Source organism: Flavobacterium salilacus subsp. salilacus (genome assembly GCF_004634195.1).
Lineage (GTDB): Bacteria > Bacteroidota > Bacteroidia > Flavobacteriales > Flavobacteriaceae > Flavobacterium > Flavobacterium salilacus.
In genome coordinates, this window is the sequence record NZ_SKBP01000009.1 from 50,371 (window position 1) to 65,558 (window position 15,188).

General features: G+C 38.8%; 10 protein-coding genes. 5 read left to right on the plus strand and 5 right to left on the minus strand.

Going from position 1 to position 15,188, the window contains the following annotated elements; translation table 11 throughout:
• Positions 1–55: 55 nt before the first annotated feature.
• From E0W68_RS11015 to E0W68_RS11035, 5 genes are all read left to right on the plus strand, one after another.
• The gene (locus tag E0W68_RS11015; RefSeq protein WP_135219487.1) at positions 56–1,270 is read left to right on the plus strand and encodes a DUF1015 domain-containing protein; all 1,215 of its coding nucleotides are present in this window, start codon (positions 56–58) and stop codon (positions 1,268–1,270) included.
• 45 nt (positions 1,271–1,315) lie between these two features.
• Positions 1,316–1,978 (plus strand): YggS family pyridoxal phosphate-dependent enzyme, encoded by a 663-nt coding sequence (locus E0W68_RS11020; RefSeq protein ID WP_135219488.1) that lies wholly within the window; start codon positions 1,316–1,318, stop codon positions 1,976–1,978.
• A 139-nt stretch (positions 1,979–2,117) separates the two neighbouring features.
• Complete coding sequence (locus E0W68_RS11025) at positions 2,118–3,479, plus strand: exonuclease domain-containing protein (protein ID WP_135219489.1); 1,362 nt, start codon at positions 2,118–2,120, stop codon at positions 3,477–3,479.
• Positions 3,480–3,515: 36 nt separating this feature from the next.
• Positions 3,516–4,436: a tRNA (adenosine(37)-N6)-dimethylallyltransferase MiaA gene (miaA, locus tag E0W68_RS11030; protein WP_394346288.1), complete on the plus strand. Its 921-nt coding sequence runs from the start codon at positions 3,516–3,518 to the stop codon at positions 4,434–4,436.
• Positions 4,436–5,176 carry an acyl-[acyl-carrier-protein] thioesterase gene (locus E0W68_RS11035; protein ID WP_135219490.1) on the plus strand — a complete coding sequence of 247 codons (741 nt, stop codon included), beginning with the start codon at positions 4,436–4,438 and terminating at the stop codon, positions 5,174–5,176. The genes miaA and E0W68_RS11035 overlap by 1 nt, the downstream gene beginning before the upstream one ends.
• 95 nt (positions 5,177–5,271) lie before the next feature.
• On the opposite strand, the gene E0W68_RS11040 is transcribed toward E0W68_RS11035, so the two are convergent.
• From E0W68_RS11040 to E0W68_RS11060, 5 genes are all read right to left on the minus strand, one after another.
• Positions 5,272–5,988, minus strand: coding sequence for a response regulator transcription factor (locus tag E0W68_RS11040; protein WP_135219491.1), 717 nt, complete (start codon positions 5,986–5,988; stop codon positions 5,272–5,274).
• Between the two features lie 8 nt (positions 5,989–5,996).
• Complete coding sequence (locus E0W68_RS11045; protein ID WP_135219492.1) at positions 5,997–7,541, minus strand: sensor histidine kinase; 1,545 nt, start codon at positions 7,539–7,541, stop codon at positions 5,997–5,999.
• A 71-nt stretch (positions 7,542–7,612) separates the two neighbouring features.
• Complete coding sequence (gene coaE / locus E0W68_RS11050; RefSeq protein WP_135219493.1) at positions 7,613–8,200, minus strand: dephospho-CoA kinase; 588 nt, start codon at positions 8,198–8,200, stop codon at positions 7,613–7,615.
• Entirely contained in the window at positions 8,197–9,195 is a 999-nt protein-coding gene (locus E0W68_RS11055) for a glycosyltransferase (protein ID WP_135219494.1), read from the minus strand. The genes coaE and E0W68_RS11055 overlap by 4 nt, the downstream gene beginning before the upstream one ends.
• A 126-nt stretch (positions 9,196–9,321) precedes the next feature.
• Positions 9,322–15,117 carry an Ig-like domain-containing protein gene (locus tag E0W68_RS11060; RefSeq protein ID WP_135219495.1) on the minus strand — a complete coding sequence of 1,932 codons (5,796 nt, stop codon included), beginning with the start codon at positions 15,115–15,117 and terminating at the stop codon, positions 9,322–9,324.
• Between the last annotated feature and the right edge of the window lie 71 nt (positions 15,118–15,188).

Sequence of the window (15,188 nt, forward strand, 5' to 3'; positions counted from 1 at the left end):
TGTAAATAATAAAATCCCTCTGCTCCCCTTGCGGGAATCCAGAGGGTTTATAACTATGGCAAAAATAGTTCCTTTTAAAGCGGTACGACCCACCCGCGACAAGGTCAGTTTGGTAACCTCCCGTTCTTATGACGAGTACAGCGCAGCAGAACTTGCCTCGCAACTGGATTACAATCCCTTTTCATTTCTGCATGTACTGAACCCGGCTTATGTAAACCTGCAAAAAATTTCTACCAATACAAGGTTAAAAGCCGTTAACCTTAAATATGAAGAATTTAAGGAAGCAAACACATTAAAAAAAGAACCCGACCCGATATTTTTTCTTTACGAGATACAAAGCAAAAGCAACACCTACACAGGCATTATTGCAGGCACATCGCTGGAAGATTACCGTAATAATGTGATTAAAAAACACGAAGACACCCTACCTTATCGCGTTGAGTATTTTAAAGACTATTTGCACCAAACAGGATTTAATACCGAGCCTGTACTGCTTACCTATCCTGAAAAGCCCGAACTGCAACAATGGATAGCAAAACGAAAGCAAAAACGCCCGTTATACTTATTCTCTTCGCCCAATAAAGATAAACATATTATGTGGCGCATTAAGGATGCAGAAGAAATTGCATGGATACAGCAACAATTTGAAGCGATAGACAGCCTTTATATTGCGGACGGGCATCATAGGTCAGCTTCGGCAAATATGCTGTATGAGCAAAACAAAAACACAGGCAATGAGAACCTCAACTATTTTATGAGTTTCCTTATTGCTGAAACTGACTTGAAAATATACGAGTACAACCGCATTGTACACGACCTGAATAAACTGACGAAAGAGCAGTTTCTTGATGCGCTTGCTAAAGACTTTACGATAGAGAACAGGCGGCAGGAGTTGTGGAAACCCGACAGGAAGTTTAGCTTTGGGATGTATCTCGATAATGAGTTTTATGCACTGCACCTCAAAGAAACCAACTTTACTACGGTATATGAAGCGCTGGACGCAAGGATATTATATGACAAAGTATTACGACCTTTGCTTGGAATTACCGACCTGAGAAATGACGAGCGTATTGAGTACATACCCGGCAGCAGGCAGATAACCAACATTAAAAAAATGGTAGATGAAAGCGAGTTTGAAGTAGGCTTTATGTTATGCCCGCCTACCATACAGGAAATTAAAGAACTTGCCGATAACAACCTGATTATGCCGCCAAAAAGTACCTATATTGAACCTAAGTTCCGAAGCGGGCTTGTTATTTATGAGTTATAAATTGTAGATTTCAGATTTAAAATTCAGAATTTAAAATAAAACTTCATGTCAATAGCCGATAACCTACATAATATAAAATCCTCATTACCTGAAAATGTTACACTTGTAGCCGTTTCTAAAACTAAACCCGTGGCTGACCTTATGGAAGCCTATAATGCCGGACAGCGTATATTTGGAGAAAACAAAATACAGGAAATGACCGAGAAATGGGAGCAAATGCCAAAGGATATTGAGTGGCACATGATAGGGCATGTACAAACCAATAAGGTAAAATACATGGCTCCTTTTGTAAGTTTAGTGCACGGAGTTGACAGCGTTAAATTACTTAAAGAAATAAACAAACAAGCCAAGAAAAACCAAAGGGTCATTAACTGCCTGCTGCAAATGCACATAGCTGAAGAAGAAACCAAATTCGGGATGGATGAGCAGGAACTCGATGAGTTATTAAATTCGGGAGAATTTAAACAAATGGAAAATGTAAAGGTTACAGGGCTTATGGGCATGGCAACCTTTACCGATAACCAAGAACAGGTAAAAAAAGAGTTTACACACCTTAAAAACATCTTTGATAAATATGCTGCTAAACCGTTAACTGTTAACTGTCAACTGTCAACTTTATCAATGGGCATGAGTGGCGATTATACAACTGCTATAGCCTGCGGCAGTACAATGGTGCGCATTGGCAGCAGTATTTTTGGCAGCCGATGAGCTTTTTAAAGTTAAAAAAACAGGAAATGCTAAGCGATATAGATAATTGTTGCTTTATTCGTATCTTTGAGGTTCATGCTTATGAAAAAAGAAACATTAACCTTTTACGATAAAAATTGCCCTTTCAGGGTCTGGTAGTATGTATGCAATACTTGATATAGAGACTACAGGGGGGCAATATAATGAAGAAGGAATAACCGAGATTGCTATTTATAAATATGACGGACACGAAATAACAGATCAGTTTATAAGTCTCATTAATCCTGAAAAACCCATACAGCCTTTTGTAGTAAAACTAACAGGCATTAATAATGCTATGCTTCGTACTGCGCCTAAATTTTATGATGTAGCCAAACGGATTGTAGAAATTACCGAAGGTTGCATTATTGTAGCACACAATGCACAATTTGACTACAGAATACTGCGTACAGAGTTTGAACGGCTTGGCTATGATTACGAACGGCAATCGCTTTGCACGGTAGAACTTTCGCAAAAGCTGATGCCCGAACAAAAATCGCACAGCTTGGGCAAACTGGTACGGGCTTTGGGCATCCCTATGAGCGACAGGCATCGTGCCACAGGCGATGCGATGGCTACAGTTCAGCTTTTTAAAATGCTGTTGGCAAAAGATGTTGAAAAAGCGATTATAAAAAGTTTGATAAAATCAAATGTACAGAAAGACATCTCCCCTAAACTTTTTGACCTTCTGGAGGGTATCCCATCTGTAACGGGGTTATATTATATCTATAAAGAAAACGGCGACCTTATCTACATAGGCAAAAGCAATAATATTAAAAAAAGGCTTAATCAGCATTTTACAGGATCATCACGAAAATCAAAAAGGCTGCAACGCGATATTTTTACCATTAACTATGAAGAAACAGGAAGTGAACTCATAGCATTGCTCAAAGAGTGCCAGGAAATTAAAGTTAACAAACCCATACACAACAGGGCGTTGAAAAAAACTGTTTTTCCCTACTCGCTGTATTCTGAAAAAAATAAAGAGGGCTATATGTGCCTTAATATAAAAAAAACAGATGGCAGAAGAAAAGAGATTATATCCTTTGCCGGTACAGCCGAAGCTAAAAAAGCCTTATTTAAGATAACGGATAAATATAAGCTATGCCAAAAACTGAACGGGCTGGAAACAGCTAAAACAGCTTGTTTTCCTTATAAATTAGGCAACTGTAACGGCGCATGTATTGAAAAAGAACCATCTGCGGAATATAACAAACGCGTTACGGAGTTTATTAACCATAACAGTTTTAATCATCAAAGTATGATTATTATAGATAAAGGACGAAGTATAGAGGAACACAGCGCGGTACTTATAGAAAAAGGTGTTTATAAAGGCTATGCTTTTTTTAACCTTAATTATCAGATAACCAACTCTGCCATCCTAAAAAATATCCTTGTACCTATGGAACACAACAGGGATGTTAAGAATATCATACAGGGCTACATAAGCAGAAAACGAAATTTAAAAATAATTCGATTTTAAAAGTTCTGCTCTATCTTTGGTATGAATCTTTAATCAATGATGACTCCCAAAAGCAAAAATAATTATCTAATAACCATTATTGGCCCTACCGCCATAGGTAAGACGGCTATAGCTATCGAAATTGCCAAACATTTTGGCAGCCCTATCCTATCTGCCGACAGCAGGCAGTTTTTTAAAGAAATGAGCATAGGTACCGCTGTACCGAGTAAAGAAGAACTGGAAGCTGCAAAACACTATTTTATACAAAACATAAGCATTTTTGATGAATATACCGTAGGTGACTTTGAGCGTGATGCCATTGCATTACTCGATGAATTATTTAAGGAAAAGAATGTGGTTGTAATGGTAGGCGGTTCAGGACTTTATATTGATGCCGTACTGAAAGGTTTTGATGATTTCCCTGCTATTGACAGCTCGGTAAGAGAACAGCTAAAGCAAAAATATGAAGCACAGGGTATAACTTACTTACAGCAGGAATTAGCACGATTAGACCCCGAGCATTATAATAATGTAGCTAAAGAAAACCCACAACGGTTAATGCGTGCCTTAGAGGTTTGCATCGGTTCGGGTAAGCCCTACTCCTCTTTTTTAAATATTAAAAAGAACAGTCGTAACTTTACACCCATAATCATTGGGCTGGAAGCGGAAAGGGAAACCATGTACAGCCGTATCAACCATCGGGTTGACCTTATGGTACAGGCAGGGCTTATTGAGGAAGCCAAAGCGCTATATCCCCATAAAAACCTAAATGCACTGCAAACGGTAGGTTATAGAGAGTTATTCAGCTATTTTGATGATGAGCACTCACTTGATTTTGCTATAGAAGAAATAAAAAAAAATACGCGCCGTTTTGCCAAACGGCAAATGACTTGGTTTAAGCGTAATGAAAATGTTAAATGGTTCGATTTTACAACACCGCCGGAAACCGTTATTAATTATATAAAAGAAGAGTTATAATGCCGATAGCAGAAAATTTCACATCAACATATTCGCAGGACTGGGAAATAAACTTTTTGCAATGCAACCCTAAAGGTCACCTGAAGCAAACGGAGCTTTGCAACTTGTTGCAGCTTACAGCAGGTTCGCATGCTGAAATGGGCGGGATGAGCTTTACTGATATGCAGGCGCATGACCAGGCATGGGTACTTAGCCGAATGCGTGTAGAAATTGATGAAATGCCTAAATGGAGGGATACAGTAACTGTAAAAACATGGATAATAGACTTACAGGGTTCGCGCTCTGTAAGGGCTTTGGAAATGTGGCTGAACGGTAAAAAAATAGTAGGTTCTATAACCTATTGGGCTGTATTTAACACAAAACTGAGAAAATCGGAAGCACTGGCACTACCCCATGAGCATTTTGAGAAATATCCTGATAAACTGCCTACAAAAGCCTCTTTTGTAAAAATTGACCTTAACAGGGATAGTACTCCGGTAAGTGAAAGAAAAGTGGTATTATCTGACCTCGATATTGTTTTTCATGCCAATAATGTAAAATATCTGGAGTGGTGCCTTGACGCCATAGATTATCGCCCCTTGCTTAAACAACAACTGGAAAGTTTTGATATGAATTTTTTAAGGGAATTAAAACTGGGAGATGAAGTAACCCTGCATAAGGGTTATGAGGGTAAAAAAGAATTTTTTACAGTAAATAAACACGATAAACCCTGCTTTGCCCTGGAGCTTAACTGGAAGTAGCCTTTTTATCTGATATAACTATAAAAAAATTCTCCTAACAGGCAATCACATTGGCTCAAAGGAGAATTTTTAATATATGTGGGCTTTTCTTATTCCTATTCAGAAACTTTGTTTTTTATTACCAAACGGAAACCTTCGCCATGAATGTTAAGTATTTCTACATCTTCATCCGGTTTTAAATACTTTCTAAGTTTAGCAATATACACATCCATACTTCTGGATGTAAAATAGTTATCATCCCTCCATATTTTGGTAAGCGCAAGTTCTCTAGGCATGAGGTCGTTTTCGTGCAATGCCAGCATTTTCAGCAATTCGTTTTCTTTTGGTGAAAGTTTTATCGGCTCTTCATTTTCAAACGTAAGAAAACGCAATTTTGAGTTAAGGTGAAACTTACCTATCTGGAATTCAAATTTAGTATTGTCGGTTTTTGTTTCAGATGCTTTTCGCTGAATAATTGCCTTTATTTTCATAAGCAATACTTCAGAGTCAAAAGGTTTGTTCAGGTAGTCATCCGCTCCTACTTTATACCCCTTTAAAACATCTTCTTTCATAGATTTTGCTGTAAGGAAAATAATTGGCACTTCCTTATTTTTTTCTCTTATCTCCCTTGCCAGAGTATAACCGTCTTTGTATGGCATCATTACATCAAGAATGCACAAATCGAAATTATCTTTCTTAAATTTCTCAAATCCTTCCATTCCGTTTTTTGCCAGCGTAACTTCAAAATCATTAATTACCAGATAGTCTTTTAGCACCGCCCCAAAATTTGGGTCATCCTCCACTAAAAGAATCTTTTTGTTTACTTCTTCCATATTTTTTTTTAATTTATTAGATGCATTTTTATTATAAAGGTGCTACCTTTTCCTTTTTCACTTTCTACGTATATGTGGGCATTATGGTCGTCCAAAACTCTTTTTACATAAGCAAGCCCTAAACCGTGACCTTTTACATTATGTATATCTCCCGTATGCTCTCTGTAAAACTTCTCAAAAATTCTTTTCTGAGTGCTTTTAGACATTCCCAGCCCGTTATCTTTTATCTTTATTAATATGAAATCTTTTACATTTTCTGTATGTATTTCTATAACGGGTTCATCAGGAGAATATTTTATGGCATTATCTAAAATATTAACCAAAACATTAGTAAAATGCACATCATTTAACAATGCCGTTGTGCGTTGCGCATTAAAATATTTTGTCAATGTACCGTTTCGGGCTTCAACAATCAAATTAATATGCTCTACAGCTTCTTCAATAACGGTATGAACATCAGCCTGATCTTTATTAATATCTAATTCTTTTTTATCAAGCTTGGATATTTGCAATACATTTTCAACTTGCGAATGCATTCGTTTATTCTCATCCCTTATCATTTGCAAATAACGCTGCACTTTTTCGGGGTCGCTAAATATTTTCGGATTTTTTATAGCATCCAGCGCAAGGTTTATAGTTGCAATAGGCGTTTTAAACTCATGCGTCATATTATTGATAAAATCGGTTTTAATCTCTGATATTTGCTTTTGCTTAATTAGTTGGTTAATCGCGCTAAGGTAGGCTATAATAATTATTAGCGTAAAAATCAATGATAATGATGTTATACCTAAAATAGAAGAAAATATAAATGTTTTCTTTTGCGGAAAAGTTATCAATAATCTGTAACCTGATTTCCCGTCAATATCAGCATATACAGGATGTTGGTAGGATATGCCGTCCTCCCATTTAAGTTTGCCGGAGCGCAGTTTTGTAGCCAGTCCGTTTTTATATATCCCAAATTCAAAAGGCGTGTTTACACCGCTTTGTGAAAGTTCTGTTTCCAATACTTTATTAAGCCAGTTTTTAGAAACTCTGGTCTCCAGCGGATTAAAATCTCTGAAATCTTTAATATATAAATCAAACTGATAACGTTGCCATACCTGGATATCTCCGGTTCTGGATGCCTTTTCAGACTCGTTGTTGGGATTATCTTTCAAAGAAATGGCTTTACTAACAGTAACATCGTCAAAATAATTGCCAACCCTTTCTTTATCAAAGAACAAATTATAGTCTCTCTGGCTCATATTATCAGAATAAATAATATTTTCGCCTTTTCGATTATTCCTGTAGTTATAGTAGTAAGGCAACATATCTTTTCTGGACGGTGCCTTTCCTGTGCTGTCTTTATAAGTAGTATAAAGTCTGAAAAACTTATGGGCATCATTTTCCTGCAATCTCACTGCAACTTTACCCAATACCTGCTGAATGTGAAACTTAAACTGTTCCTCATTATTTTTGATAGATGAATTAACCCAATATAGTTGTACCAAAATTATGCCCACGAGAGATAGGCTCATAAAAAATACCAGCAAACGAAATCGAGTCTTGTTCATCGAAACAAAATTAACATTTTAACACTTAATGCTTTAAAATATTAACCAAACATTAACAATCCTGTTGAAAATTATGTATTTTTCAAAGTATTATAAATACTATATACCTGATTTTTAGCATCCTCCAAAACAATGTTATTTATAATAAAATCGCTTAATTCTCTCTTTTTTTCATCGCTCCACTGGTTGTCCATGCGTTTTTGCACCTCTTCTTCCGTGCTTCCGTCCCTTTTCATAACTCGCTGTACACGTATATCTTTTGGTGCAGTAACCAATATTATTTTATCACAATTTTTATAACTGCCGCTTTCAAACAAAATGGCTGCCTCTTTTATAACGAATGGTACATTTTTATGAGCATTGAGCCAGTTATAAAAATGGTCGTTTACCTTAGGGTGAATTATAGTATTGAGCGTTTGTAATTTTTCAGGACTATTAAATACCATTGCTGCCAGTTTCTTCCTGTCCGGAATACCCTCTGTAAGTACTCCCTCCCCAAAAGCAGCAGTAACTTCGGCAATCACATCGGGGGTGTATAAAATATTTTTAGCTTCCTCATCAGCAATATATACAGGTACGCCCAATGATGCAAAATAATTGGCAATAGTAGTTTTACCACTACCAATACCGCCTGTAAGCCCTATAACTTTTGTTTTCATTTTTTAAAAAATAATTCCGGAAAAGCCCGTTCCGGCTGCTTTGACAATAAATGTATTTTTATAAATGATATCATATACCCCGAACCGTACCCATAAAACTGTATGCAGGTAGCAATAAGGCTAAAAAAACCTATTGTGATACTTTTATTTTTAAATGCCGATAGTATAAATATTAACATAAAATATATACCATATAAATACATGGGAATACTTATATTGATAAATAATAACAGTACTGAAAATGCTAATCCTGAAATGAATAATGTTGGGAATAAAAAAGTAACTTTTTTATACTGCGGATGCCACTTATCTAAAATGGGGCGTGCTTTACCAAACTTTCTTACCTGCTTGTAAAACTTATCCCAATCTATTCTTCTTTTATGATATACATAGCAATCAGGAAAAAGTCGAGTTTCATATCCCAATTTCCACAGCCGTATAGAAAGGTCGGGGTCTTCGCCCGGATGTATATTGCCAAAACCGCCCGAAGCCTCAAATGCTTCTTTGGAAATGCCCATATTAAAACTTCTGGGCTGAAATTTTTCTATCCTTTCCGATTTTCCTCTGATGCCTCCCGTTGTTAAAAAAGATGTCATGGTAAAATTAATAGCCTTTTGTATATCGCTAAAGCTATCCAATGCGGCATCAGGACCGCCAAAACAATCAATATAATTGGCATTAAGACTTTTGGATACATTTTTGAGATAATCCTGCGGGATAATACAATCCGAGTCAAGCACTATAAAATAATTGCCTTTTGCCCTTTTCATTCCATAATTTCTGGAATCGCCCGGACCGGAATTGCTCTTATAATAATAGGATATAAATAGCTTACCTTCAAAACGGGAAAGCACAGTATCACACCGCACAGCCGAACCATCTTCAATAATCACTACCTCAAACTGATCTTTATACGATTGTTTGGTAAGGCTCTCCAATAATTCTTCAATCTCATCGGGACGATTATATACAGGTATTATTAATGAAAAATACATCTACAACAATTTTTAACAAAGTTACTGTTTAAACAAAAACAAAAGCCACTAAAATAGTAGCTTGTATATAAAAAAGAACCGATGGCTTTCGCCATCGGTTCAACCAATTAAAAATAATAATTACAACTATTGCTTTTTAACTACTTTAATTGTTTTTGTCATGGTATCGGCATTTATAGTAACTATATAAGTACCATCTGCAAGTATCGACATATCAAGCTTAACATCAGTGGTATTAGGCGTTTTAGCCATAACCTGCTGCCCAAGCATGTTAAATACCGCTACAGATGTAATATCTGAAGAGTATTGTATAGTAAGTACGTCTTTTACAGGGTTTGGATAGTAACTGAATGAAGCCGCATCAAAACGAGTACCGCCTAAAACCTTAGTTACTGTAACAGCAAGGGCATTAACACTGGTACAACCACCTATGGTTTGTACAGCATAATACGTCATACCTTCTTCTATTACTGTACCGGGAGCTATAGGGTTAGTACCTGCCATAGCATCTTCTTCAGTCATATACCATACTACTTCATTACCGTTTACTACTATATCCTCAATAACTGCAAATTCTGCTGTGTTGCTGGCTGCAACAACTACCTGAGATGTTTCTCCTGTTGGTGCAGGTGTAACAGTTACCTCAACAGTAAGCGCAACACGCCCTAAGCTTTCGCAACCATTCATAGTTTGAGAACCGTAGTATATAGTACCGTTTACAAGCTCTGCATCCATAGCAAGCGGTTCGCCACCATCGGCAGCTTCATACCACATTAGGTCGCTACCCGCTGCAAACAAATCTGCAACAGTAGCACCGCTACAAACTACCTGTACTGCATCTGGTACGGTTGGAGTTTCGGTTGAATATACCATTACTGCAACAGCCGTTCTTTCAATACTTTCACAATCCGTAGTTTGCGAAGCATAGTAAGTCATACCGCTCATAAGCTCGGTATCTTCTGCCAGAGGCATTCCGCCTTCGGCAGCATCATACCACTGTACCATTTCGCCTTCTGCTGCAAGATCGGCAACAGTAGCACTGTTACAGAAAGATTGTTCTGCACTTGCCATAGGGGCTTGTGTATTACAAACTACGGTAAGTACTCCGCTTATATACATAGCACCATCCCAGAAGTTACCTCCCAAGGTGTTATATCCGCCATAGCTATACGGTCCGTCTTCAAGCTGGAATCTGCTTGCATAATAGTAAGTACCCGGCTCAAGTCCGGCTCCTATAGCAGCCATATATTCGTCATTATTACCTACCTGTATGTTAAACGTCATTGGTATCCAGGTTGTCCATGTAGATGGATCAGTATTATCTGCATTTACACCTACCCATGCCGTAATACCGGCACCCGGACCTGTACCCGGAGTTACACCAGCTTCATAAGCCTGTGCATATACCACACCTGTATTACCTTGTACTACTGTAAGAGAACCGGGGTATTGAAGGTTTACATAATCTAACGACGGAGGGTTAACTGTTACAGTAACCGCCAGTCTGTTTTGGCTTTCGCAACCATTCATTGTTTGCGATGCGTAGTAAGTAGCTCCGTTTACAAGAGCAGTATCAGCATTAAGCATTGTACCGCCTGTTGCAACACTATACCACATAATGTTACTTCCCATAGCCATCAAATCGGCTACTGTAGCACCATCTTCGAATACTTGCGCAGCAGAACCTGTAGGTGCAGGAGTAACATTAACCGTTACAGCAACCGCAGTTCTTGTTAAGCTTTCGCAGCCCACTGTTTGAGAGGCATAATATGTACCTCCGCTAACTACGGCAGCACTCATTGCAAGAGGCGAACCACCTGTTGCAGTAGCATACCACTGTACGTTATCACCTTCGGCTACAAGATCGGCTACTGTAGCAGCATCACAAAATGCCTGAGATGCAGCAGCCACAGGAGCTGTAGTACCACAGTTAACCGTAAGCATACCGCTTACGAAATCTGTACCGTTCCAAATAGAACCTCCGCCTGCGCTGTAACCGCCATAGCTATACGGACCTTGCTGATACTGGAATCTTGATGCATAGTAGTATGTACCAGGCTCCAGATTGTCGCCAATAGCAGCCATAAACTCATCGTTATTACCTACTTGTACGTTAAAGGTCATTGGTATCCAAGTCGTCCATGTAGATGGGTCAGTATTTTGGTCGCTGATACCTATCCACGCTGTTACGCCAATACCAGGGCCTGCGCCCGGTGTTACACCCGGCTCATAGCCTTGTGCATATACAGTACCTGTATTGCCTTGTACTATTGTTAATTGAGGTGGCCATTGCAGGTTTACCCAGTCCATTTGCGGTACTGTTACTGTAACGGCAAGTCTGTCCTGGCTTTCGCAACCGTTTAAAGTTTGTGTAGCATAGTACATTCCTGATGATAAAATTGTAGCGCTGGTAAGAGGTGTACCTCCTGTAGCTGCATTATACCAATGAATGTCTGTACCTGTAGCGGTAAGATCGGCTACGGTAGCAGCAGTAGTAAATGATGCCTCTGTATCTCCTGTAGGAGCGGGAGTAACTATTACGTTTATCGTAGCAGAATCTGATGCAGGACATCCAAGATCTGTTGTTACAGTAGCTGTATATGTAGTGTTTGCGCTTGGCATTGCATATACAACTTGTGCAGGATCGCCAGTATATGCTACAGTACCTGCTGCATCTTCATAAAGACCATCTATAGGAGACCATACATATTCTACCGCGCTGCTCGCGCCGGTAATAACTACGTTATAATCTTCCCACTCGCCAAAACCTGTGTGTCCGCAAGCCTGTGTCGCATCAAAAGCCGTTGTACCATATATACATCCTACACGCATTCTTGTATTTCCATTAAATGCAGATGCCGGAATAGTAGCAGTACCCGTTACTACAGTAGTAACTGCAGTAGTGGAATTGAATATACTCTCGTTCGCAGAAAATATACCGTCTTGATTGAAATCTATCCATATACGGTAACGTTGACCAAATGTAGGACCCGCTTGTAATGAAATATTATAAGTTTGTCCGCCCACTACGTTGGCAGTCATACCGCTATAGTAAGTATAATCAGCGGCAGTATCTCCTGAACCATTATTAGTAAGGTTTGCAAATGTGAAGTTGTTAATATAATCACCCGATGCACCTGTAAATCCTAATGTTGGTACACAGTAATCTACCGCAGTAATTGTCTCTCCGCCTTCTGCCGTAAGCTCTACGGGAGAACCTAAACACGCATTAGTATTTGCCGGTATTACAGTTATAGGAGTAGGAACCGGATTAACAGTTACTACATATTCTGTTGCTATTACACAACTTCCTGCAGATTGTGATGCTGTTAGGGTATAAGTAGTAGTTTCTGACGGGTTAAATACATATCCGTCAGCAGCATTACCGGTTACTCCTGTAGCAGGAGACCATTCATATATATCAAAATCAGCAGCTCCTTCTGTAATTGTTACAGTATCTGAACTATCGCCTAAACATATTGTTACCTCTGTACCGCTCAATGCCAATTCAGCAGGTTCTGTTACTGCAAATGTATCTACTGTAGTAGCAGTTCCGGCTACTGTTGTTACTGATACAATACCTGATACTCCTGCAGGAACGCTGGCTACTATTTCAGTATCAGAGTTGGTAGTAATATCTACTGCCGTACCTCCTATTTCTAATGTAGCATTACCAAGGCTTGTACCTGTAATGGTTATATCGCCAGATACTGCACAATAGGTACTGGGAGTAAATCCTGTTATGGCAGGCGGATCGGGCATAAATATATTTATAGTATAATCTTCATAACTACCATATGCACTTGAGTAGCATGGTGTACCACCAGCATCATTATCGGTACCTCCTATACGCACAGTGTGGCTGCCCACTACTGCCGCATCTACAGGAACGTTAAATGAACCTGACAGTGTAGTTGGGTTTGCGTTTGTAGATAAACCTGTATATACAAGCTCTCCTGCATCATCAAAATCAGCATCATTATTCCAATCTATCCATATTTTTGTTCCATAAGTATAACCTGTTTGATAGGTTATTGCAAAATTTACTGTTGCCCCTACTGCCGCATCGGTTGATTGTGCTGTATAGTTGGCATAATTACCAGGCTCACCACCGGATGGATTACTTATTGTTCCCATATTCACATTTACAATACCCTGTGCATCTACACTGGTAGGTGCAGGTGTACAATAGCCTGTATAGAATGAAGACGAACCTTCCCATGGGCTGGAATCTGAATCAGAACATACTGCCCTAACCCACACATAATAAGTAGTATTTATAGTAAGTCCTGTAAGTTCAGCTTCTGTAACGCCCGCTGCAACACTGTTTGATGGTGTTGTAGCATCTGTAGGAGCAGTAGGATCAGTACTTATATAGTAATCATATCCGTCTGTTGGTAAACTTGCCGACTCATTCCAAACTAAATTACCGGATGTAAATGAGGCTGTTGTTGCAACAACTCCTGTTACAGGCTCGCATGTAGGCGTTACTGTTACCGATATATCATCTACATAAAGGTAGAACTGGTTTGCAATAGAATAGGCATTGAAACCTATATAATATACGCCAGTTGTGGTTGGTGTAAAATCTACAAATGTATCAACAGCAGAAGCTCCTGTAACTGTGGAGTGATCTGCCAATATAGTAGTCATTCCTGCGGCACTGGCACTTGTACCATAACCTACTTTTAATTTTTCTGTATAAAAAGTACTGTTGTTACCATATTTGTATGATAATCTGTATGAAACTCCTGCCGTTAAATTTAAGCCCTGTGTATAAAACCAGGCATTAGCAGCATTGGATGAGTTATAGCTATACCTGAACACATTACTGCTAAATCCATAACCGGGATTAGTTGCTGTAGTCCAGTTATTGCCTGTACCTGCATTTTGTGTTGTGATACACGAAGGCATTGCAGGGGTTGAAACTGCGTTTGCGTCCTGGCTGTAGGGAATATCAGCAGCATCACAAAGTGTAGTAAAAAATACAGAGGGTGACCATGCACTTACATCTACCCCACTACATACGCTTCTTACCCATACATAATAAGGAGTATTAGAAGCAAAACCTGAAAGTGCGGCTGTTGTAATACCTGCCCCCACACTACCCGAAGGTGTGGTCGATGAGTCCGGTGGTGTATTTGTAGTACTCGAGTAATACTGATAACCGTTAGCTGCGGATGCATCGGCAGTCCATGATACTGTTGCTGTATTAGCACCAATACCGGAAGACGTTAAACCTGTTGGTGCAAGGCAAGATGCTACATCACCAAAAAACTGTAATCGAGCCACATTGGCTGTACGAGTACCGGTTGGCGGTGCTGCCGGATCCGGATTCGTGCCATCACTAAAATAATAGATACCTGCATTCGCTGTACTGGTAAATGAACCAAAGTTTGCAGTACAGGAATAATTAGGCACGTTTTCATCAACAGCAATAATTAAATTGCTTGTACCATTATAACTAAATGGTGTTGTGAAAGTAATCTCAAACCAGTTTCCTGCTACAGGAGTTATAGCTCCTGAATATACCTGAGTAAGGTTTGCAACAGGTTCCCAGTCCGTATTTGAGGTAAACTCTGTTTTGGTAGTATGCCCAAGGTAAACTGTCCAGTTATTCCAGTTTCCTAAGGTTGTACCGCCTGAAGCATAGTAATACCTCACTTTAGTAATTTGTCCTGCCACACCTCCGCCGGCAGCATAATTCGTCGCTTTAACTATTTGTTGAGAATAGTTATAGTTATAGCACGAATTGATAGGAATTAACCCGTTTGTCGATGTACCTGTACCAATGTTAATGGTACCTGTTTGTGCAAAGACTGTCGTGACTGACATTAGGGTAAATAGAACAAGATAGCCCGAAAGCCAGCGTTTTGAATCTTTCCCGAAATTCAAAACGCTACTAATAGTAGTGTTTTTCATATTATAATAGTTATAAATTATTGTTAATAAAGTTATAAAAAATATATATACTATATTTATTTTAACATAAT

What these genes read in the sequence shown, in the direction of transcription:
- E0W68_RS11060 (WP_135219495.1), bottom strand. Translation starts at nt 15,117, where the DNA reads ATGAAAAACACTACTATTAGTAGCGTTTTGAATTTCGGGAAAGATTCA.
- coaE (WP_135219493.1), bottom strand. Translation starts at nt 8,200, where the DNA reads ATGAAAACAAAAGTTATAGGGCTTACAGGCGGTATTGGTAGTGGTAAA.
- E0W68_RS11015 (WP_135219487.1), top strand. Translation starts at nt 56, where the DNA reads ATGGCAAAAATAGTTCCTTTTAAAGCGGTACGACCCACCCGCGACAAG.
- E0W68_RS11035 (WP_135219490.1), top strand. Translation starts at nt 4,436, where the DNA reads ATGCCGATAGCAGAAAATTTCACATCAACATATTCGCAGGACTGGGAA.
- E0W68_RS11025 (WP_135219489.1), top strand. Translation starts at nt 2,118, where the DNA reads ATGTATGCAATACTTGATATAGAGACTACAGGGGGGCAATATAATGAA.
- E0W68_RS11020 (WP_135219488.1), top strand. Translation starts at nt 1,316, where the DNA reads ATGTCAATAGCCGATAACCTACATAATATAAAATCCTCATTACCTGAA.
- miaA (WP_394346288.1), top strand. Translation starts at nt 3,516, where the DNA reads ATGATGACTCCCAAAAGCAAAAATAATTATCTAATAACCATTATTGGC.
- E0W68_RS11055 (WP_135219494.1), bottom strand. Translation starts at nt 9,195, where the DNA reads ATGTATTTTTCATTAATAATACCTGTATATAATCGTCCCGATGAGATT.
- E0W68_RS11045 (WP_135219492.1), bottom strand. Translation starts at nt 7,541, where the DNA reads ATGAACAAGACTCGATTTCGTTTGCTGGTATTTTTTATGAGCCTATCT.
- E0W68_RS11040 (WP_135219491.1), bottom strand. Translation starts at nt 5,988, where the DNA reads ATGGAAGAAGTAAACAAAAAGATTCTTTTAGTGGAGGATGACCCAAAT.